Source organism: Cytobacillus sp. FSL R7-0696 (assembly GCF_038006865.1).
GTDB lineage: Bacteria > Bacillota > Bacilli > Bacillales > Cytobacillaceae > Cytobacillus > Cytobacillus kochii.
Genome location: NZ_JBBOWA010000001.1, coordinates 4,231,729 through 4,251,932 on the forward strand (window position 1 = coordinate 4,231,729; position 20,204 = coordinate 4,251,932).

General features: G+C 35.9%; 25 protein-coding genes. 12 read left to right on the top strand and 13 right to left on the bottom strand.

What is annotated here, in order from left to right; translation table 11 throughout:
- Window positions 1-59 precede the first annotated feature (59 nt).
- Entirely contained in the window at window positions 60-779 is a 720-nt protein-coding gene (locus MKX29_RS21570) for a glycosyltransferase family 2 protein (protein ID WP_341107693.1), read from the bottom strand.
- A 108-nt stretch (window positions 780-887) separates the two neighbouring features.
- Here MKX29_RS21570 and MKX29_RS21575 point away from each other — a divergent pair, with 108 nt between their 5' ends.
- Window positions 888-1,970 carry a glycosyltransferase family 4 protein gene (locus tag MKX29_RS21575; protein ID WP_341107695.1) on the top strand — a complete coding sequence of 361 codons (1,083 nt, stop codon included), beginning with the start codon at window positions 888-890 and terminating at the stop codon, window positions 1,968-1,970.
- Between the two features lie 442 nt (window positions 1,971-2,412).
- On the opposite strand, the gene MKX29_RS21580 is transcribed toward MKX29_RS21575, so the two are convergent.
- Window positions 2,413-3,126, bottom strand: a complete 714-nt coding sequence (locus tag MKX29_RS21580) for a glycosyltransferase (RefSeq protein WP_281202451.1) — start codon at window positions 3,124-3,126, stop codon at window positions 2,413-2,415.
- A 2-nt stretch (window positions 3,127-3,128) separates the two neighbouring features.
- A complete protein-coding gene (locus MKX29_RS21585) occupies window positions 3,129-4,046 on the bottom strand; it encodes an NAD-dependent epimerase/dehydratase family protein (RefSeq protein ID WP_341107697.1) in 918 nt (305 codons plus the stop codon).
- Between the two features lie 152 nt (window positions 4,047-4,198).
- On the opposite strand from MKX29_RS21585, the gene MKX29_RS21590 reads away from it, so the two are divergent.
- The 7 genes from MKX29_RS21590 (at window position 4,199) to MKX29_RS21620 (ending at window position 8,136) form a co-directional block, all read left to right on the top strand.
- Window positions 4,199-4,639: a hypothetical protein gene (locus tag MKX29_RS21590; RefSeq protein WP_281202449.1), complete on the top strand. Its 441-nt coding sequence runs from the start codon at window positions 4,199-4,201 to the stop codon at window positions 4,637-4,639.
- A 170-nt stretch (window positions 4,640-4,809) separates the two neighbouring features.
- Window positions 4,810-6,000, top strand: a complete 1,191-nt coding sequence (locus MKX29_RS21595) for a glycosyltransferase family 4 protein (protein ID WP_341107700.1) — start codon at window positions 4,810-4,812, stop codon at window positions 5,998-6,000.
- 12 nt (window positions 6,001-6,012) lie between these two features.
- Entirely contained in the window at window positions 6,013-6,930 is a 918-nt protein-coding gene (locus MKX29_RS21600; RefSeq protein WP_251161533.1) for an NAD-dependent epimerase/dehydratase family protein, read from the top strand.
- Window positions 6,931-6,952: 22 nt separating this feature from the next.
- On the top strand, window positions 6,953-7,159 hold the full coding sequence (locus MKX29_RS21605; protein WP_341107703.1) for a hypothetical protein: 207 nt from the start codon (window positions 6,953-6,955) through the stop codon (window positions 7,157-7,159).
- A gap of 54 nt (window positions 7,160-7,213) precedes the next feature.
- Entirely contained in the window at window positions 7,214-7,417 is a 204-nt protein-coding gene (locus tag MKX29_RS21610; RefSeq protein WP_341107705.1) for a hypothetical protein, read from the top strand.
- 36 nt (window positions 7,418-7,453) lie between these two features.
- Window positions 7,454-7,900 (top strand): glycosyltransferase, encoded by a 447-nt coding sequence (locus MKX29_RS21615; protein WP_341107708.1) that lies wholly within the window; start codon window positions 7,454-7,456, stop codon window positions 7,898-7,900.
- 20 nt (window positions 7,901-7,920) lie between these two features.
- On the top strand, window positions 7,921-8,136 hold the full coding sequence (locus MKX29_RS21620; RefSeq protein WP_341107711.1) for a glycosyltransferase: 216 nt from the start codon (window positions 7,921-7,923) through the stop codon (window positions 8,134-8,136).
- A gap of 195 nt (window positions 8,137-8,331) precedes the next feature.
- On the opposite strand, the gene MKX29_RS21625 is transcribed toward MKX29_RS21620, so the two are convergent.
- The 6 genes from MKX29_RS21625 to MKX29_RS21645 all read right to left on the bottom strand — a co-directional run bounded on the left by MKX29_RS21625 (window position 8,332) and on the right by MKX29_RS21645 (window position 13,159).
- Entirely contained in the window at window positions 8,332-9,174 is an 843-nt protein-coding gene (locus tag MKX29_RS21625) for a dTDP-4-dehydrorhamnose reductase family protein (RefSeq protein ID WP_341107713.1), read from the bottom strand.
- A gap of 1 nt (window position 9,175) precedes the next feature.
- Entirely contained in the window at window positions 9,176-10,162 is a 987-nt protein-coding gene (locus MKX29_RS21630; protein ID WP_224936338.1) for a polysaccharide biosynthesis protein, read from the bottom strand.
- A complete protein-coding gene (gene wecB / locus MKX29_RS21635; RefSeq protein ID WP_251161529.1) occupies window positions 10,155-11,246 on the bottom strand; it encodes a non-hydrolyzing UDP-N-acetylglucosamine 2-epimerase in 1,092 nt (363 codons plus the stop codon). Before wecB ends, MKX29_RS21630 begins: the two co-directional genes overlap by 8 nt.
- Window positions 11,247-11,474: 228 nt before the next feature.
- On the bottom strand, window positions 11,475-11,771 hold the full coding sequence (locus MKX29_RS24545; RefSeq protein ID WP_224936336.1) for a TIGR04104 family putative zinc finger protein: 297 nt from the start codon (window positions 11,769-11,771) through the stop codon (window positions 11,475-11,477).
- A gap of 20 nt (window positions 11,772-11,791) precedes the next feature.
- Window positions 11,792-12,589: a PHP domain-containing protein gene (locus MKX29_RS21640; RefSeq protein ID WP_341107715.1), complete on the bottom strand. Its 798-nt coding sequence runs from the start codon at window positions 12,587-12,589 to the stop codon at window positions 11,792-11,794.
- A gap of 24 nt (window positions 12,590-12,613) precedes the next feature.
- Complete coding sequence (locus MKX29_RS21645) at window positions 12,614-13,159, bottom strand: M15 family metallopeptidase (RefSeq protein ID WP_341108338.1); 546 nt, start codon at window positions 13,157-13,159, stop codon at window positions 12,614-12,616.
- 139 nt (window positions 13,160-13,298) lie between these two features.
- Here MKX29_RS21645 and MKX29_RS21650 point away from each other — a divergent pair, with 139 nt between their 5' ends.
- Window positions 13,299-13,475 carry a CsbD family protein gene (locus MKX29_RS21650; protein WP_341107717.1) on the top strand — a complete coding sequence of 59 codons (177 nt, stop codon included), beginning with the start codon at window positions 13,299-13,301 and terminating at the stop codon, window positions 13,473-13,475.
- Window positions 13,476-13,515: 40 nt separating this feature from the next.
- On the opposite strand, the gene MKX29_RS21655 is transcribed toward MKX29_RS21650, so the two are convergent.
- From MKX29_RS21655 to MKX29_RS21670, 4 genes are read right to left on the bottom strand one after another with little or no spacing between them, the layout of a single operon-like run.
- Window positions 13,516-14,082, bottom strand: a complete 567-nt coding sequence (locus MKX29_RS21655; protein WP_341107719.1) for a GNAT family N-acetyltransferase — start codon at window positions 14,080-14,082, stop codon at window positions 13,516-13,518.
- A gap of 52 nt (window positions 14,083-14,134) precedes the next feature.
- Window positions 14,135-15,742, bottom strand: coding sequence for a YndJ family protein (locus MKX29_RS21660; protein WP_341107721.1), 1,608 nt, complete (start codon window positions 15,740-15,742; stop codon window positions 14,135-14,137).
- Window positions 15,735-16,325, bottom strand: a complete 591-nt coding sequence (locus MKX29_RS21665; protein WP_341107723.1) for a DUF4166 domain-containing protein — start codon at window positions 16,323-16,325, stop codon at window positions 15,735-15,737. The genes MKX29_RS21660 and MKX29_RS21665 overlap by 8 nt, the downstream gene beginning before the upstream one ends.
- Window positions 16,322-17,233 (bottom strand): DoxX-like family protein, encoded by a 912-nt coding sequence (locus MKX29_RS21670; RefSeq protein ID WP_251161525.1) that lies wholly within the window; start codon window positions 17,231-17,233, stop codon window positions 16,322-16,324. The genes MKX29_RS21665 and MKX29_RS21670 overlap by 4 nt, the downstream gene beginning before the upstream one ends.
- Window positions 17,234-17,497: 264 nt before the next feature.
- On the opposite strand from MKX29_RS21670, the gene MKX29_RS21675 reads away from it, so the two are divergent.
- From MKX29_RS21675 to MKX29_RS21685, 3 genes are read left to right on the top strand one after another with little or no spacing between them, the layout of a single operon-like run.
- Window positions 17,498-18,535 (top strand): ABC transporter substrate-binding protein, encoded by a 1,038-nt coding sequence (locus tag MKX29_RS21675; RefSeq protein ID WP_281202438.1) that lies wholly within the window; start codon window positions 17,498-17,500, stop codon window positions 18,533-18,535.
- Between the two features lie 18 nt (window positions 18,536-18,553).
- Window positions 18,554-19,354 carry an ABC transporter ATP-binding protein gene (locus MKX29_RS21680; protein ID WP_224936328.1) on the top strand — a complete coding sequence of 267 codons (801 nt, stop codon included), beginning with the start codon at window positions 18,554-18,556 and terminating at the stop codon, window positions 19,352-19,354.
- Window positions 19,355-19,368: 14 nt separating this feature from the next.
- Window positions 19,369-20,181, top strand: coding sequence for an ABC transporter permease (locus MKX29_RS21685; RefSeq protein WP_224936327.1), 813 nt, complete (start codon window positions 19,369-19,371; stop codon window positions 20,179-20,181).
- The last annotated feature ends 23 nt before the right edge of the window (window positions 20,182-20,204 follow it).

Genomic DNA, 20,204 nt, shown 5'->3' on the forward strand with positions numbered 1-20,204 from the left:
GTAATTGATATAACCCTACCTGCCAAAACATATTGTTTGACGGCAGGTATATTTTCTTCCTAATGCCCACCCCTTCTTAGCTCTGAGATTTTTTTTAATACATGATTTCGATACTGTCTCTTTATGAAGAGAACTTCTTGCTTTATTTCTCTTTGATGATGCACTGTCCCCATTTCTTCATGCACACGATAATTCACTAACTTTTCAGTAAGATAGTGAAATTCCTCACTTAGGCCAACCCGCAACCACATCTCATAATCATGTGTATATCGATAACTAACATCAAATGGACCAACTTCTCGTAATAAATCCATACGCAGCATAACTGTACAACCGTGAATAAAACATATATTTAATAAAGCTTTTAAAAAGTGGCTTCTCAATGAATAGGTTTGATTAAAATAAGCATCTATCTGTGAATCACTCTTTCCAATTGTCTCACAGCCGGTATAACAAGCTCTTACGCCATATGTTTCCATATACTTTACTTGTTTTTCTATTTTTGTTGGCTTATAGCTATCATCGGCACTAAGCCAACAAAAATATTTACCTGTTGCGATTTGACTTCCAGCATTGAGAGCTGTAGCTGTGCCTCCATTTTCCTTCCTTACATAAGTAACCTGTTTTTTATATGGTTCAAGTTTATCAAGATGTAATGTGGACCCATCATCGATGACAATAATCTCGATATTTCCATATGTCTGTGCAAGCAGACTTTCAATTGCCTCATCAATATAACGGCAATTATAAAAAGGGATGACTACTGAAACTTTATCCATAAATTAAATGCACTCCGTTCTTTCTTTCTAGACGTATTGTCCAAACCACATGTGAGACTTAAGCATATTTATAATATTAGAGGATAAATGTGATAGGAGGAGTACATCTTGAAAGTATTATTTATATTCTATGTACCAAGTGGAGGAGTCGAAACCTTAAATCGACAAAGAAGTATTGCTTTAAAGGAGGTAGGAATCACTTGTCATTTTCTATATTATGAAAACCGTAGAAATTATATAAATGAACACTATAATCCTGTATTTATTAAAAGTGATGAAGAAGAAATTATTACCCTTATAAAGAAACATCAATATGACGCCATTGTCATTACTTCCGATTTTAAAATGGTGCCTGCTATCAAAAAAAGTGGGTACAATGGTAAAATCTTTGTTGAAATCCAAGGTTATGGGTCGATACAACAAACAAGATATGGTTTTTCTATCGGTAAAACATTAGCAGAGAAAGATATTGATGGTTTTCTTAATCCAAGAACTCCCCATATTTCCACATTATTAAGTGAGATGTTCCCAAATGTTCCTAAGTATGAATTTAATAATTGCTTTGACTGCAGTCACTTTAACTATAAAGCGACTGGCAAAAGTTTTGTCCAACCAATTATTGGTTGGGTTGGTCGGATCGAGGATAATAAAAACTGGCAGGAATTTTTGAACATTTGTTTTCTACTAAAAAGGAAACTACGTAATCAGCTACAAGTCTACCTTTTTGAAGATCCAACATTATCTTTCCCTAAAGATAGAGAAAATTTTTTAAAGACGTTGAAAAAGTACCATTTAGAAAAAAACATCAATTTATTACCGAATATTCCTAATGAGAAAATGGCTGACTACTTTTCCATGATTAGTGATTCTGGTGGATTTCTTTGTTCGACCTCAAAAATAGAAGGTGCCCCCTTAACAGCATTAGAAGCGATGAGCTGTAGATGCCCGATACTCACAACTGACTCTAGCGGTATAAGAACAGCTGTCACTCATAATGTTACCGGTAAATACTATGATATTGGCAACCCAAAAGAAGCTGTTAAAGAAGGTGTAGAACTGATTCAAAACCAGACGCTCAGACAGACAATTATTAATAACGCAGTATCCCATGTAAAAACGAACTTTGCCCCCTCGCTTTATGCTCAGAATTTCAAGAAAATGATGACAAGTACATTACCAGTAAGTAACTGAAATATGTTTTATGAACGGAAAAACAACTAAAAAATTCTCATAGCAAATCTGTTACTATGCTGTTTTTTTCTAATTGAAACGTCATGTCATCTTATAAGGTATACGTTGCAACTACTCATTTAACTATTTTATTTATTCAGTAGCCTCTTTAAGGAATTGAAACAAGTAGATTGTAATAATCATACATTAGGAAATGAATTGAGCAGTACATTACACTGCTCAATTCTGTTTTTACTCTATTGGTATAACTCGGAATCTTAACTTCCATTGATGTATTCGCCTTTGGGTTTACCTAATCGGCAATCATTTTTTTTAAGGATCTCTATCAGTTTTACAATTAGAACGCACAAAGTATTATACAAAAAAAGAAACACTCCATATTCAGAGTGTTCATTTGGCATGTATTCATCCAGATCACTATTTTATAAAAACTAGTATTATTTCATATCCACTTTTTTAATAGTTGCCTTAATTTTCTACGATAAATGGCTTCGAGTTTACGTATTTCCATTTTCATTGCCGGCTGATTTTTAGCTGATGTTGAATTACTATGAGAGCGATATTTTGTTAGACTTTCATTTATAAATGCTATTGAAGTTTTGGCAAGGACTACTCTTAACCACATATCATAGTCTTGAGTGAATTTATATAGAGTATTGAAATAGCCCACTTCATTAAATACATCTTTCTTTATCATGACTGTGCATCCATTTACAGGGTTGTAGTATAAAAATGTTTCATAAATATGATTGGTAGATAGAAAATTAATCGTTAAGTTTTTCATCACAACTTCATTATTTTCATTGATGATATCATAGTTTGTAAAACTCATATCCACTAGACGATCTTCCATAAAATCTACTTGTTTTTCAATCTTTTCATGTTCAAATAAATCATCGGCACTTAACCAGGCAATATATTTACCTTTAGCAGCTTTAATTCCCGTATTTAAGGCAGCTGCTGTCCCTTTATTTCTTTGATAAATATAGGTTAGTTTATCTTTATAAGCTTGCACTAAGTGTACGTATTCAGTTGAACCATCATCGACAACAATTAATTCTATATTTTTATACGTTTGTTGTAATACACTTTCAATTGCTTGATCGACATATTGGCAATTATAAAAAGGAATAACGACCGAAACTAGTGGCTCCATATTTACACTTCCTTCTTTATCTTATTCCTAAAGTGAGTTAACACATCATTTAAAGATTCTTTTAACGTGTAGTCTCTCACCCAACCTAATTCTCTTAATCTTTGTGCACTCATTGATGATACATAAGATGGTCGTAACTCTTCCACTTCTTCAATATGAATATTTTCATTTGTAAGAGATTTGTAAATAGCCATCACTTCAAGGAGTGTGTAAGATGTTTCAGAACAAATCTCGTACACTTCTCCAACTTTTCCTTTTCTTAACAACAATTCGTAAGCTTTTATTGCATCTCTTACATCGAGAAAATCTCTTTTAGCATTGACAGCAATCTCTATCGCTTCTTCCTTATTATAAGAATGCCTTGTTTCTATTTCTGCAATTCGTTGACCTAAAATGGCACAAATCCCCGTCGAATTTCCTGGCCCAATTAAATTCGTAGGTTTGGCTAAGATGACTTGGCTTTCAAAGAGCTGAATCCAGGACTTTGCCAGTATGACTTGTATCGTTTTGCTAAGACTATAAGGGTTTTTCAGTGTGTCTATTTGATTGGGTTCAAACTCTAAGGCAGAACCCGGTATAAGAATGCGACAGTGTTTCACATGCTTTCTAGCTTCGTCTATTAATTTGGCTGTTGCCATCGTATTAACACTTAATACATCTACTGGATGTTCCCATGAATCAGAAACACTACATCTTCCAGCTAAATGTAAAATATAATCAGGCTTACTGACATTTACTGCTTCTTCAATTTGTTCAAGCGATAATAAATCACAAATGATTACCTTATATGGTAATGATAATATTGGCTGATTCCTCATTAATGCATATACTTGATAACCTTGATTATGAAAGAAATCACATGCATGCCGACCCGTAAACCCACCAGCACCAGTAATAAGAATCGTTTTCCCTTTACCCATATTATCCCTCTCACTCTCCAATTCGAACAACTTACTAAATAGCATATGAAGAGTTTGTCTATTTGTTTCGGGCTCAATTCGTAAAAAAATGGTGAAACTTGTCCAAGCACCTCGCACTTATTACTAACTGACAAGCAAAGGAGGTGAACATATTGGGAACATTTTTAGATTCACAAAGTTCACAAAACTCAACAGCAAATGGTCAGATTAGTATACCTGTAACAGCTACACCAGCATTATTCGGTACATTAGGGTTGAATTTAGCAGGCGCTGGTGCTAATCCACGTGTAACATTTTCTATCAGTGCCGCCTTCACTTCATTAGCTACAGTGTTAACACCGATTGTCGTAAACGTATATCGTGTGGTGAATGGTATCCCAACACTTATTTATTCAGCCACACAAACATTAGCAGTTGCAGGTCTGGGAGTAGCTTCAACTACTGTCTTATCTTTCAATGGTGCCGATTACAACCCCATTGCTTCAACGACTTTTCCAATTTATCGCGCAACAATCAATGTAGGAGGCGGAGTTGTATTATTTCCAACACGAACAGGACCAGAAACATTTTATGCAGCTGCCTATTCTGATTAATTTCTGAATGACGCAAAACACGGACAATATATGTTTTTATCATATTTTGACCGTGTTTTAATTTGAACAAAGCTTTTCTATTTAAGATATTTAGCGGGTAACCCGTCTATAACCGATTATAGCGCACTGCATATACATAGTATGTGGACAATCAAAAAGGAGAGAAACATATGAGGATTTTATTTGCAACCTTTTGGCAAATTCCGCATGTTGGTGGTGTATGGAAATATATGAACCAACTAAAGAATAGGTATGAATTACTTGGTCATACAGTAGATATCATTGGTTTTACTCAAGGCCATAAAGCACTTGCGGTCATTAATCGTAATATTTTTATCCCTACGCCCGCTGGACAACCACCTATGGCTGAGAGTAATGATCCCATTATTGGCTCTTATTCTTCCTTATTAGACATATATATAAATTGTTTCAAACAAATTGACCTTAGCGAATATAATGTCATACATGCCCAGGATATTTTCTCTTCTATAGCGGTCAATCGATTAAAACACCCTCAAACGGCAACAGTTACTACCATGCATGGATGTGTAGCTCAAGAAATTATTGATGCCCATTATAATGGTCAAATAGAAAATCGCTCCATAGAAGGTGTTCAATATTTCTGTCAACTCGAAAAACAAGGAGCTGAAGCTAGCGACTGTACCATTGTGGCAAACCGATGGATGTATGAAAAATTGATCTCCCAATTCGATGTATCGAGTCAGCAATTAAACATTTTACACTACGGCTATGATATTGAAGCTTTTACCGCTAGCGCGAAGGAAACGACCAATATGAAAAAACCACTCAATAAAAAAGTGATCATTTTCACAGGTAGGTTCACACCATTCAAGGGAGTGAGGTTTCTTATTGAAGCACTTTCAATGCTTAAGAAAAAAAGACGTGATTGGGTATGTTGGCTGGTAGGGAGCGGTCCTGAAGAAAACGAATTGAAAAAACTTGTTAAAGAAGTACGACTAGAGAAAGATATTGTCTTTCTAGGGCAACGAGATGATATCCCTGCCTTATTACAACAGTCAGATATGCTTATTTTACCAACGTTAATTGAGAACCAACCTTTATCTGTTATTGAAGCACAACTTTCTGGGAAAGCCATTATCGCTAGTCAAGTCGGTGGTGTCCCCGAGATGATTCAACACGGTATGACAGGCATGCTAGTACCTCCAAAAAACGCCTACCCCCTTTATGAAACGATTGCTTATCTCTTACAAGAGCCAGCATTCTTAAATAATCTCGGGATGCGTGCCAAACATTTCGCAGATGATTACTGGCGTTTAGACCCAGCCATTGATCGTGTTATTGCCGTTTACCAAAAAGCCTTGAAGACAAAGCAAATTTAGGGAGGAACAATCATGAATATTGTTATTAGTGGAGGAGCAGGATTTATTGGTTCACATTTAGTGGACTATTTTATAAAAGAAGGGGCAAAAGTATATGTGATTGATAACTTCTCATCTAGTACACAAAAATATCTCCACCCTGAGTCAATCGTTCTTGATTGTGATATACGAAGTGACAAAATAAAGCAGCATTTTTCTACCATAAAACCTGATCTTGTTTTCCACCTTGCTGCTCAAGCAGATGTAACAAAATCAATCAAATATCCAACTACAGATGCAGATATTAATATCGTAGGTACAATCAATCTACTAGAAGCTAGTGTACAAGCAAAAGTAAAGCAATTTATATTCTCATCTACCTCCGCTGTATACGGAGAATCATCGGAGGATATTATTCACGAAACAGATCCCACTCAACCAATCTCCTACTACGGTATGTCAAAATATGCAGCAGAAAATTATATCCGCCTTTACCACCATTTATATCAATTACCCTATACGATATTACGCTATGGCAATGTGTATGGTCCTAGACAAACACCCAAAGGAGAAGGTGGTGTTATTGCTGTTTTCCTTCAAAAGATTTTATCCGGGGAATCACTTAATATCCACGGGAATGGGGAACAAACACGAGATTTTATATTTGTCGACGATATCGTTCTTGCAAATGTGTCTGCTAGTAAACAAATCACAAATGATACCTATCACGTGAGCACAGGTTTAAAAACTTCAGTTAATCAAATCATTGAAAAACTTTCGCATATTCATTCTAAGCCGATAAAGAAACAATATGTTACAAGTCGCCAAGGAGATATAAAAGATAGCTGCCTTTCCCGAGAAAAAATCAAACAGAAACTCAATTGGGTACCACACCATTCTATCGACGAGGGCTTACTACAAACCTATCAATTTATGAAAAACAAAAGCTAACTTAATGTAAAGAAGCTTTTTTATGAAGATTCTAGCTACGTATTGGGCGATTCCTCACTTAGGGGGAGTGTGGAATTATATGAATCAGTTAAGAAAAGGGCTCGAGGCAGAAGGTCATGAGGTAGATTTAATGGGGTTTAATACACAAAACCGTCATGTCATTATTATTAATAAAGATATTAGTATTCCGATTACACCGCCTCATACAGAACTTCCGCCTGATGAATAAATTATTAAATATACCGCTTATCAAAGCAAGGAATATGAGAAGGCAGCTGCTCAAATGGATTTGGAAGCATATCTATTCATACATGCACAAGACGTTATTGCAGCCCGTGCAATTGATCATTTAAAACTCAAACACCCTGCTCTCATTACAACTATACATGGATCCCTGACAAAAGAAATAAAAGAACAGTTTTTCCAAGACCCTTCATCAAAACTGGAGAATTTATCGTATTTTAAGAATTTAGAATACACCGGTTAAAGGGCAGGTTATACCACTATTGTAGCTAATGAATGGATGAAACGTATTTTATGTAATGATATTCACATCGAGAGTCATCAACTAACTATCCTTCACTATGGGTTTGATATTGATGATTTCTTATTACGAGCTGCAAAACCTGCAAACCATATTAGAAAAAGAAAAAAAAGACAACAACTATTAATATATACAGGTAGACTCATTAAAGCAAAAGGTGTACAGTATTTGATCACCGCATTGTCATATTTGAAAGAACAAAATAATAACTGGGTTTGTTGGATCATTGGTGATGGCGAAGAAAAACAGCATCTACAAAAACGAACGAATGATTATCACTTAAGAAATCAAATTCTCTTTTTAGGAGAAATGATGTCCCCTCTCTATTACAACAAGCTGATCTATTCATTTTACCAACACTCTCAGAAAACCAGCCTTATCAATTATCGAAGCTCAACTATCAGGATTAGCTATTATCGCCAGTGATGTAGGAGGCATACCTTTAAATGATTGAAGATGGCGTCACAGGATTTCTAACACCGATAGGAGATTCAAAAAAACTAGCTGAACAAATCGCATTCTTACTACATGAAGAAAAGGTCAGAAAAAGTATTGGTATAAGCGCATTTGAGTTTGCTACTCATCACTGGTCGTTAGCAAAAGCCATTAAACAAGTACTATGCCTCTATCATCAGGCGATACAGAAAAAACAGCATGAATAATTGAATTAAAAAAACGATCCATCCGGTTTGATTCGCTAAAAATCTAAATGCGAATAATCGAATAAGTTTTAAATAATGAGATGGCAAACATACAAACGAACCCTCCGCATAATTTAAGAAATGAACTGCACCTCCAATTGTTAGGTCATGTGTCTAACCATTAGAGGTGCAGTTTTTCCTTATAGCTGATGACAATTATTCTCTTTCCTTCATTCTTTCCATCTCTTCTTTAAGCTCAATGAGCATTTCTTTATATGTTGGTAGTGGATAAGAAAAATCTTTCCTTACCGTTTGCACTGTTCGATCTAACTTTACTACATCATCAGAGATAATCGATACATCTTCTTTGTGAAATACTTCTTTTATTAAAGATAAGAGCTCATATTTAGAAACAGCTTGATGCATACCCAGATGATACAGTCCCTGTATATCCTCCTTGATCATTTGATGAATCGCTTTCGCTAATTCGAAAGTCGTTACGCCATTCCAATACACATTACTGAAACCTTTTATGGTACCTGTTTGTTCCATAAACCATAAGAATAAGCCGATACCATCCTTCTTTAACTCCGGACCTATAATTGATGTTCTTACAGTTAAATGGGGAGGTGAAGATACTTCACCTAATTGCTTCGATTGCGCATAAATAGATGTACCATCTGTTATGTCTTCTTCAGTATAGCCACCCTTATCGCCTAAAAACACACAGTCAGTACTAATATGGATGAGACGACCGCCCCTTTTTTCCATAATACTTGCCAACGCTTGTGGCAGCAGACTATTCACTTGAAAGGCAAGCTTTGTATTAGCACTTGCATGCTCGTTTAAGATACCAACACAATTTATAACGATATCCGGTTGTACCTTATCTATAACCTCTTCGACATCAGTTGTTCGGGTCACATCTAAATATAGTTGATGATCACTTTCTGAATGTTCTCTTGAAGTTGTGTAGACGTCAAAGGTGGAATAAGCATGAAAATAGGAGGCAAGCATGTGACCTGCCATGCCCTTCCCTCCCAAAATTAATAATTTCATTCTAAATAAACCCGCCCTTCTTCAACATCTTTCTCAGCTCCTCTTTATCCATTAACGATTGACCAGAATTATATTCTTCTAGATTAATCGGTTGATAATCTTTATAATAAGCCTTCAAACCATCGATATGGATAGAGGGTAGGATAACATAGTATTCATCATCATAAGTGACGGTCATTGTACTTTCATAATCTGATAGTAAAAGTTCATGGATTTTTTCTCCTGGTCTTACTCCAAGAATTTCTGTTCCGATATTCGGTTTTCCTGATGCTTCAATTAATAAGTCAGCGAGGTCAGTAATTTTACATGCTGGCATTTTCATTACAAATGTTTCGCCACCGATACTTTCAAAAGTTGCTTTAAATACCAATTTGATTGCTTCCTCTACTGTTAAGAAAAATCTTGTCATTCTTGGATCGGTGATGCCTACCTTTCCCTTTTCTTGTATTTGTCTCTTAAACACATGAATGACACTTCCATTTGTACCAAGTACGTTTCCTCCTCTTATACAAACAAACTTTGTGGCCGAGTTTAAAGTATTGGCATGGATAATCAATTTCTCCCCCATCGCTTTAGATAAACCGTAGAAGTTCGACGGGTTAGAAGCTTTATCTGTGGATATATATACAACTCTTTCCACTTTATTAATAATCGCTGCATCTATGACATTTTGTGTTCCAATCACATTGGATTTTAATGCCTCAATCGGTTGGTCTTCACATACAGGAACATGCTTAAGTGCCGCAAGATGAAAAACATAATGTACTCCTTGTGTTGCTTCAATCATGGCATCCTTTTCTTTTATATCTCCAATTAAAAAGTGTAATGAAGGATGATGATCGAATGCTTCCTTCATTGAAAATTGATTTGACTCATTTCTAGATAGTATTCTTATCTCTTTCGGTTGAAAGAAAAGTAATTGTTCGACGAGTTCATAGCCCCAAGACCCTGTACCGCCGGTTACTAAGATGATTTTATCTTTAAACAACTGTCAGTCCCCCTAATAGTAGTTTGATTACTTTATCTGAAACATCCTCTGCTTCGTAGCCTTCAGGCAATTTCCAACTTGTCGGCTGACTCGTCATTATTTTTGCACAGAAAAGTATTCTTTTTGCATCAATACCAGAAATCATATTACTTCCACAGGCTAATGTTTCAGGTCTTTCTGTTGTATGGCGGATCGTAACAGTTGGAATATAGAATAAACAGCACTCCTCTTGGACTGTTCCACTATCCGTTAATACACAGAAAGCATTTTTCTCAAGTTGTACAAAATCAAAAAAACCAAATGGCTGATGGAATTCGACTAATGGATGTAGAACGAAATCGGTAAGGTGATCGATTTTGGATTTTGTGCGGGGATGAATACTGCAAATGACACGTTTATTAAAATGATCAGCTACTTGATTAACACCATTTAAGATCTCAAGCAGCCTTTCTTGATGGTCGACATTTTCAGCTCTATGTGCAGTAAGTAACAAATAATTTCCTTTTTGTAGTGATAATGAGGTTAAGATATTACTTTGATTAATTTGTGGCGAATAGTGTTGGATGACTTCATTAATCGGATTGCCTGAAGTATAAATTCTTTGTGGGGCTATCCCCTCTCTTAATAAATTTTCTTTACTTCCTGGTGTATAAGGAAGATTAACTGTTGAAATCGCATCAATTACACGGCGGTTTTTCTCTTCAGGCACTTCTAAATCATAACAACGATTCCCCGCTTCCATATGGTATACTGGAATACCCATGCGCTCAGCTAAAATAGCACTGAGTCCACTATTGGTGTCTCCTAATACGAGAATTTTATCTGGTGCCTCATCTTGTAATATGCCTTCTAGCTCGCTATACATTTTTGCTAATTGTTTTCCAAGTGATTGTTGTTTTGATGCTAATATATAATCAGGTTGTCTTAAGCCTAGTTCTTTAAAAAAGATATCGCTTAATTCGTTTGTAAAATTCTGACCAGTGTGTACAATAAGATGTTCATCAATTAATTGATCGAGTTTTTTTATGATTAAACTTAAGCGAATAATTTCTGGCCTTGTCCCCAAAATTGTCATGATCTTCATCCCTTCACTCCCTTTCCTTTCTATTACTAGACCATAGCACTTTTTTTATCTAATATTAATTTATGCTTGTATCTCGACTTTGCTATAGGCAAGTCTTTGAAAGATAAAATTGAAACATATACCTAAGGGGGAGAAGCCAGTGGAGTATATATAATGAAAAAAAGCTATGATGAAATGGTATTTACCATATCATCATAGCAAGCAAAAATTTAGTTCTTCATTAGTTCACTACATTACATCATCATCCTTAATGAAACGGATAAAAAAAGGCATGACAAGACAAATAAGGATAAATATGAAGCCACTGAATAGATATACAATGGTTTGCGAAGGATTAAAAAGATAAATAAAAGCGATCATAAATGAGGTAACGAGCGGTAGAAAGAAAGTAACTTTTCTTGACCTTACACTTTGATATTGATTTTCACCGCAATACATACACTTTATTGTCCTCCTAATAGTAAATAGTCTTTTAAATGTTTGCATCCAACTCCATTTGTGATGACAATGTTGACAAATAGGCATGACAAACCTCCATAATTCTATTATCGTTTATAACCAAATTCACCCAAATAGTGGGCATATGTATGAAAATCTGATCCACCTGTTTGCAGAATCTCATATTTTTTTGCCATTCTTTTGTATTTTTTCACATCTTTACTCGTATGCCTGCGATGCCAAACTTCAATACCATTGAGACCTAAACGCAGTAATTCTAACACTAATTGATCATCTTTTATGAGGCGTGGATGAGCTAGCACAGCATGTCCACCAGCCTCATGAATAGTGGCAATCGCCTCTTCCACAGACATCGTATCGAGTGGAACATGTGTTGGGCTATCATCACCGATGTATCGCCGAAAAGCATCATTCTTGCACGATGCATAGCCCTTTTCAACTATAGCCATGGCAATATGGGGACGACAAATTAGCTCTCCTACCATCTGTTTTCTAATATCTCTCATATTAATATGCACGCCATAAGAGTTTAACAGTTTTACCATCTTGTTGGCACGATCTAACCGATTTTCATAAATAAATGCAAGTTTTTTTTTAAGATGATTAGTTGGGTGAATATTGTATCCTAATATATCAATTCTTCTGTCTTTATATGTTGATGATAGCTCAATCCCTCTAATGAGTTGAATAGGGAGATTGTGGGAGATGCTATATGCCTCTTCCACACCATTAATCGTATCGTGATCTGTAATACTGATAGTCTTTAATCTTTTTTCAACAGCATATTGCATTAACTCAAGAGGTGTTAGTTCACCATCTGAAGCAGTCGTATGCAAATGCAGATCAAAGCCTTCCTCTTTTGTTACAGCAGCAATATCCACCACACTCAATCCCTCCCTTAACGATATTTATTCTTCTTCTGGTGGTCTTTTCCCCCTTTGTAATTCATTAATCGATAAACCGAAGTCATATTGTAGATGCGGGTAATCTTTAAAATGCTGCCAATCCCCACCCCATTCAAAACCTAATTTTTTCGCTTCTGCAACTACTTCATCCCAGTCAGCTTGGCCATTTCCATTCCCATCATATGTCATATCCCATACTACTTCTCCACCTTTTATGACTAGTGCAAAATCAACAGCTAACCCATAATTATGATACGATTCTCCACCTTTAGCATGTGTGACAATCTTTCCTTCTTCAGTTCGCCCTTTTGCATACAGCTCATCTTGGTCATGTAAACTGCGATAATCATCTGTAATCAATATATTGATTCCTTTGTCTTCTAATGATGTGATTAGCTGTTCTGTCTTAGCTCTTACTTCGGGATGAACCTCAACTGGTAAGGGTACATCTTTATACTTAAATAATGAACCGAATAAATATTGGATAAATAACAATAGAATAATAATTAATATGAGCACAAATACAAACGCCCTAAAAACTTTCACCATCTTCACCTTTTCTTTTCCCCCACACAAAGTTGTCTCTTTTCAATAGTTTATCAGTTTCATAAACGAATAATCGAAGAAAAAGGTTTCAGTTTTTTGATAAAGGGAATAAATGTAACAAACTTCAAAAGGAGTGGTACAAATGAATAAAGAGCAATTGGATGGTCTTAAAGATAAAGTAAAAGGAAAAATGAAAGAAGAATATGGTGATAGTACAAATAATACATCAAAAAAATCTGAAGGTAAGATGGATCAAGTGAAAGGAACAGTTAAAGAAAAGTTCGGCGATGTGAAGGAAGCTTTTAACAAACAAAAGTAAGAAAAAAGGTGATGATTCCTTTCATCACCTTTTTTCTTCTTTACATTCTGCTATTATCGAAAAAATAACTCATTAAGATGAGATCATCATACTCATTATAACTTTTTTTCACTGCCTGCCTTTTAACACCTTCGACTGCAAAACCCGCACTCTCATACAAGTGGATAGCAGCTTTATTTTCAGCCAGCACTTCTAACTCTATTTTTTCTATTTTTGGATGTTGTCTACCCCATAAAAGTAAACTTGAAAGTAACGCTTTTCCTACCCCTTTTCCACGAAAAGAGTGACTCACACTCATCCCGAAAGTTCCTGTATGCGCAATTTTCTTTCGACTGGCTACACTAAAATCTAACCTGCCAATAATCTCCTCTCCAAAAACAGCAATTAACAATAACTTACTTGGACCTTCAAGTATTTGCTGAACTTTTTGCTGTTGCTGTTTGAAGGAAATCTGATATTCATTGGGCTCAATCAATAAATAAGGAGATTGCTCTATGACATCCTTAGTAAACAGTAGTAACTCATTGGCATCCGAGCTTTCAGCATGTCGTATATAAAATTTCTTCCCATCTAACATACGAAATCCTTTTATTAACATCTTTCCCATTTAAGGCACTCCTTAGCAACCTATCATTTAATCATGCTAATATAGTTCTACTCTAAGTATTTTTTTCCTGCCTATTTTCAATCTCATAGGAGATAAATAGAAAAGAGATTCCGAATATCCACATATGATGATTCGCCATTAACTTGTCATCTTTTGAAACAAACATCGTAAATTTTTCATTTAATGGCAAACGGAAGAAGTGATTTCTCCATTGAAAATATATCCCTTCATGCGACTGCTCATTTTCTTGAAAACTAGTTAATACTAAGTTCTCTTTATCCATCTTCAGTGAAAGAATACCGGTCATAGCAGAGAAAGGAAGGGGTAGACTTATATTCATATATTTTTTCCCTAAATGTTCATGTGCTGCATATAAAGCAATAAAGCAAACGTCATTGTTTATTTTTCTCACCCACGCTCGGGGATTTGTTCGCCCATCGACTTTAGATGAGACCGATACCAACTCACCGTTCATTTCTATTTTATTGCTATGGAGGGGTAAATGGATTTGTTTAACGAAGCGGCTCACTTGGTAATAACAGAAAGCAAATGGTTTAAACCATTTAGCCCAATGTACAGTTGCATACAAGCGAAACTCGCCCGTATGTTCATAAAAATCTCGGTATGGTTTTGGAATCGAACGGGATGAATAACTTTGTAGTTCTTCAACAAGTCCCTCTACTTTTCTATTGTCTTTCACTTTAGTTAAAACTTCTTCACCAACCATCATGCCACCTCTCACATGACTAAATGGGATATTATGCTTAACAAAACGACTTTGGGGTCGGATAAAAAACCAAGCTAAGCAACCACATAAAGCAAAAAAGACACTATTCGTTATACCATGAAATTGAAGCATGAAAGGAATAGTAATCCCTTCATTTCCACCAAATCGACTTATGATATAGGCAACAGAAAATAAAATGGTTACACCTAAGGAAGCAAATGAAATGACAGCTAAGGATTTGTAAAACAATCTATGAATTCGTGCTCTTAATGCATAATAAATCAGTCCATAGATTCCATATATATAAAGAACGACGGATACTACTTCTAACCAATAAGAAACAGCAATGCCAATTGCAAGAAGAAGCGGTGCAATAAGGACGGCTGTGCTACAGTAATAAAAACCCCTTCGCTTCCCTTTTAGTACGCGTCCTAAAAAGCCAGCAAAAACCGGTAATAAAAAAGAAGCATAATGAAAATGGATACTCGTTAACCAAGTAATCATTGGAGAAAAACCAGTATCAATTCCATTATAATGAGCAAATGTCCATAATCCTCCAATTGCAAAATAAATCAAGCCAACATCAATCAAAAATTCTTCAAAGAGAGTGAAACCTCGATTTAGAAAGCGCCATACCCCATAAAAACATATGAAAACCGTATAGAACAGATAAATTGAAGAGAAAAACCAATTGGTCACACCTGAAGTGAAAACCGTTAGTATAAAAATCGAAAGGACACCAATTGTAATGAATAGCCATCCGTATCTGTCTATCCAATCCCCTTTCTCAACAATAAGCAAGATCATTGTCGGAACATAAATCATTTGTGCTACGGTCAAAAGTAAAAAATAGCCACTATCGATTGATACGAGAAGTGTGATAATAAATAAAATGATGTATAGGATAAGTAATGTTTTTTTCTGTCTATTCATCAATAAAAGTCCCTTCATATGTGAACAATGTACCTAAAAACCGATTCATTACTTTTACTTTAATTCGAAACCGGCCAATCTTCTCATCAAATTGTTCATACACCTCTGCTTTTACTTGAAAGAAAGAGGGAATCTCTACCTCGTGTTTACCAATAAGCAACTTTTGCCGACCCGACACAATCTTTAGACCACCACAAGGTTGTACTTGAAAACATAGTGATGAGTATAAAGGGGACGGATATCCTAAAAAATCATCCACTTCTCTCGTCTGTTCATTCCACCTCATGTTTGCATCAAAAAAACGTACTTTCCCACCAATGAAAAACTTCCGCTCCCAATACACTTCGTTTTTTTCTACATTCAACGTATTTTTCACTTCAAACGGAATATTTTTACCATGTTCAGGGAACATTAAGCGTCTTTTTGTCGCTAAATATAAAAAAGGGCGTAGCCACCATTTATTATCAATCATGTCCATTTTCCCTTTTCCTATAAAAGTTGCCTCATTGAAACGGTATCTTTGCTGCATTCTCTTATGTAATTTTTCAAAATGTTCACCTAATACTTGCTCATACATAGTCATTTGCGCTTTTTCACTCTCCTACAATTTTTAGCAGACGGTAGATGAGCCGAACTTAACCACCCAATCAGGGCAAGTATAATTAAACTAGTGTTAAACGTAAAAGGATTAAAGGGGGCAGTCATTAAAGATGGAATTCCGACAATTGCCGCTATGCCTAAAGCAAATAAAAGCAAGAGGGCTATTATAAACAGCTTACCTTTTCGCTGAATGAATAAAAAACTTAAGCCAAAGGCAATCTCACCTACACCAGCTATTATGGTCAATATTTTCGCATGCGCATATGAGACTGGCAATACATCAGTAATCATTTGCACCTCTAAAGGATGTTGTGTAATCAATTTAGGAACTAAACCGTGATAGATCCATATAAAAGCAAATAGAAAAGTAACTATCCAGTGAATGATAAAATTTCGATATTGCGTCTGAGGACTTTCCCCTTTTTCTAACCATCTTCGCAATACATCGAAACTAAGCGCCGTTGACCATCCTAATAAAGGTCGGAAAAAATAGTTATCTAGCAACATACCTAACCTACCTAATGGGACATCATAGTCATATTGGGTAATAAATAATGTCTTATTTTCTCCTTTAGTTTCATATTTCCAGTATCCTCTACCTTCCCTTATTGGCGAAAGCGAATAATCGGTACCGAAATGAAGCGATGAAGTCTTTTTTCCATCCCTATCTACGCTACCTCTTGTTTTCCCCCACCCTATTATTTCTAAAAATGGTGGGATATTCCGCTTATATGTAAAAGTTTGTACATCATCATCCAATATTTCTTCATAGTGAATGTTTGAGAACCTGATATCCCATTCCACATGCTTAGTAGGTTCTTGTGTGTATGTCCAAACGTCATCTAGCTCACGATTGATATCAACCTCCACATAAATCGGTTTAGGCTTCATCAACCCACCTCCCTTATTTACCATTATAACTGATAATAAACGGTTGAATCATCAAATGTTGGAGAATAATCCATTCATACATAGCGTTCTTTAATTAGATTAAAAGACGAAATTCTCCTTTGACTATCTTTATACTCTAGAATCGGTAAAAGGTATATTGAACTCATCAAAATAAATAAAATATTCAAATAATATTGACATTAATCAAATCTTTTTTGTATATTTAAAACTATGTATTATATATAAAACAAAGGAGGATTTAACATGAAAAGCACTTTATTCACTTTATTACTGTCAACATTGCTCCTTCTGACAGCTTGCGGGAATGCTTCTTCTACTTCAGAGGATGGGAAGACCGCACTTACTTTTGCAGAGCCAGCACGAATTCTTTCCTTCGCCCCTCTCTATGTAGCAATTGAAAAAGGATATTTTGAAGACGAAGGGATCGAGGCAAATATTGCTTCAGGTGGTGGTGGTTCCCAAGTAACAGCGACTATTCTTTCAGGAGATACACAATTTGCATTAGCTGCACCACGTGCCATGTTATCTGCCATTGAAGCAGGAGAAGACCTTGTAGCCATCCAAGGATTAAATTCTGCTCTCACATATGAAGTAGCGCTGTCTGAAACCTTTATGAAAGAAAAAGGCATAACAAAGGAATCCACTGTTGAGGAGAAAGTAAAAGCATTAGCTGGTGCAAAAATTGGCTCTAATCAAGTGGGAGATTCCGGCGATGTTTATTTACGTTATTTAATGGAAAAGTATGGACAAGATCAATCGACCCTTGAAACAGTAAAAATGGAAGGGACAGGATCAAAAGTCGGTGGAATGCAAGAAGGTATTATTGATGGTGGAATTGCGTCACCTCCATTCTCTGCACTGGTTGAAGCAGAAGATGGTGGTTCACTTGCACTCGAACTAAGTGAAGAAGAAATGTACGCGGAACTAGCTTGGGAGATTGTTTTTGCGAAAAGAGACTATATCGAAGACAACCCTGAACTTACTACAAAAGTTGTAAGAGCATTAGGAAAAGCGATTGAATTTACTCGGGACAATCCAGGTGAAGCTGCTGGATTAATTACAGGGTATTTTGAAGGAGTTGATCAAGCAATATTAGAAAAATCGCTCACTTCATTAAAACCAACCTATGTCGGGTATGGTGAAATGACTCAAGCTGCATGGGATCACGCACAAGACCCTTTAGTTGAATTAAGTGAAATTTCTGGTGTAAGCCAAACTCATGATACGGCTGAAGAAAAACTTTGGACAAATCGTTACTTAAAAGAGGCTTTCCCAAAATAATAGGAAAGGAAGGGTACGATGAAAGATACACAATCATTACCTAAACTGCAAAGTCAATTCCTCGATGTCACTTATATGAACCATAAAACCGGTCAAGAGGTAACTGCTTTAAAAAATATTAACCTCTCCATTCAAGAAGGAGAATTTATTTGTATTGTCGGTCCATCAGGTTGTGGAAAAACAACTTTCTTAAATACGGTGATCGGTTTTATTGAACCGAGCAATGGGTCCATTCTTTTAGATAATAAGAAAATAGTCGGACCTGGGAAAGATCGCTCTATGGTCTTTCAATCTCCGAGTCTCCTTCCATGGAGAAATGTAATGGACAACGTCTTATATGGGGTAGAATTACAAAAGAGACTGAGTCCTGATACAAGAGAGCTAGCGAAAACATATATCGAAATGGTTGGCCTCAAAGGATTTGAAAGTCATTATCCGCATGAACTATCTGGTGGTATGCAACAACGAGTAAACCTTGCAAGAGCCTTAACAGTAGAACCCTCCTTACTCCTTTTAGATGAGCCATTTTCCGCTCTTGATGCACAAACAAGAGAATTTATGCAACAGGAACTTGTGAGAATATGGAGTGAAACGAAAAAAACAAGTATTTTTATCACCCATCAAATCGACGAAGCTGTTTTTTTAGCTGATCGCGTTTTTGTGTTTGGTGCAAGACCTGGCCATTTAGTAGAAGATATTTCGATTGATTTAGTAAGACCAAGAGAATTGAAGATAAAAAGAGAACCACATTTTCTACAATATGTTGACCGTATTTGGCAGTTAATAGAAAATGAGTCAGCAAAACAAGGATTCGCCTAAGGAGGAGACATTGAGTGAGTAAAACCGAAATGACATCCACCATTCCAGTGAAAAATAAATCGCTAAAAATAAAAACAAAAAAAAGCACCGTCTGGATTAGTGTAACTTCCGTTATTCTATTTTTAATTTCTTGGGAATTGATTTCTTATTATAAGCTTATTAACCCCCTATTTATAAGCTCACCTATTAAAATTGTTGAAGCGGCCACGACACTTTTTGCAGATCCTAGGTATTGGCAGCATCTAGGTGTTAGTGCATATGAATTTTCACTTGGGTTTATACTGGCGATGGCGATAGGGATTCCGATTGGCATATTTGCCGGGTGGAATCGTATTTTCAACAGTATTATTAGTCCATTTGTATCCGCTCTATACGTTACGCCAAAAGTTGCATTATTACCCATAATCATCATTGCTTTTGGGATTGGTGCGGCATCTAAAATCGTCGTCGTATTTTTAATGGCATTTTTTCCTATTGTCATGAGTGCACAAAAGGCCATGTCCACTCTAGATCAAAACTTAATTAAAGCAGCTCGTAGTTTTACCGCATCTGAATTCCAAATATTTAAAACGATTGCTCTCCCCTCCACGGTTCCTTTTCTTCTAAACGGTATTCGCTTAGGGCTAGGACAGGGATTAATCGCAATTGTCGTTGGAGAAATGTATGCATCTACAGCTGGTATTGGTTATCATCTCACACATGCAGGCCAAAATTTAAAAACTGCGGAAATGTTTGTTGGTGTCGTTGTAATCGCTGTTTCTGGTGTCATTCTCACCGGCATTATCGGTTTAATTGAAAAAAGATTTAGCTCATGGAAACCTGAATAATTATCATTAAGCAGCATAAAAAG

Coding starts and splice junctions, on each gene's coding strand:
- MKX29_RS21570 (WP_341107693.1), bottom strand. CDS start 779: ATGGATAAAGTTTCAGTAGTCATCCCTTTTTATAATTGCCGTTATATT.
- MKX29_RS21580 (WP_281202451.1), bottom strand. CDS start 3,126: ATGGAGCCACTAGTTTCGGTCGTTATTCCTTTTTATAATTGCCAATAT.
- MKX29_RS21585 (WP_341107697.1), bottom strand. CDS start 4,046: ATGGGTAAAGGGAAAACGATTCTTATTACTGGTGCTGGTGGGTTTACG.
- MKX29_RS21595 (WP_341107700.1), top strand. CDS start 4,810: ATGAGGATTTTATTTGCAACCTTTTGGCAAATTCCGCATGTTGGTGGT.
- MKX29_RS21600 (WP_251161533.1), top strand. CDS start 6,013: ATGAATATTGTTATTAGTGGAGGAGCAGGATTTATTGGTTCACATTTA.
- MKX29_RS21605 (WP_341107703.1), top strand. CDS start 6,953: ATGAAGATTCTAGCTACGTATTGGGCGATTCCTCACTTAGGGGGAGTG.
- MKX29_RS21610 (WP_341107705.1), top strand. CDS start 7,214: ATGGATTTGGAAGCATATCTATTCATACATGCACAAGACGTTATTGCA.
- MKX29_RS21615 (WP_341107708.1), top strand. CDS start 7,454: ATGAAACGTATTTTATGTAATGATATTCACATCGAGAGTCATCAACTA.
- MKX29_RS21620 (WP_341107711.1), top strand. CDS start 7,921: ATGATTGAAGATGGCGTCACAGGATTTCTAACACCGATAGGAGATTCA.
- MKX29_RS21625 (WP_341107713.1), bottom strand. CDS start 9,174: ATGAAATTATTAATTTTGGGAGGGAAGGGCATGGCAGGTCACATGCTT.
- wecB (WP_251161529.1), bottom strand. CDS start 11,246: ATGAAGATCATGACAATTTTGGGGACAAGGCCAGAAATTATTCGCTTA.
- MKX29_RS24545 (WP_224936336.1), bottom strand. CDS start 11,771: ATGCCTATTTGTCAACATTGTCATCACAAATGGAGTTGGATGCAAACA.
- MKX29_RS21645 (WP_341108338.1), bottom strand. CDS start 13,159: ATGGTGAAAGTTTTTAGGGCGTTTGTATTTGTGCTCATATTAATTATT.
- MKX29_RS21650 (WP_341107717.1), top strand. CDS start 13,299: ATGAATAAAGAGCAATTGGATGGTCTTAAAGATAAAGTAAAAGGAAAA.
- MKX29_RS21655 (WP_341107719.1), bottom strand. CDS start 14,082: ATGGGAAAGATGTTAATAAAAGGATTTCGTATGTTAGATGGGAAGAAA.
- MKX29_RS21660 (WP_341107721.1), bottom strand. CDS start 15,742: ATGAATAGACAGAAAAAAACATTACTTATCCTATACATCATTTTATTT.
- MKX29_RS21665 (WP_341107723.1), bottom strand. CDS start 16,325: ATGACTATGTATGAGCAAGTATTAGGTGAACATTTTGAAAAATTACAT.
- MKX29_RS21670 (WP_251161525.1), bottom strand. CDS start 17,233: ATGAAGCCTAAACCGATTTATGTGGAGGTTGATATCAATCGTGAGCTA.
- MKX29_RS21675 (WP_281202438.1), top strand. CDS start 17,498: ATGAAAAGCACTTTATTCACTTTATTACTGTCAACATTGCTCCTTCTG.
- MKX29_RS21680 (WP_224936328.1), top strand. CDS start 18,554: ATGAAAGATACACAATCATTACCTAAACTGCAAAGTCAATTCCTCGAT.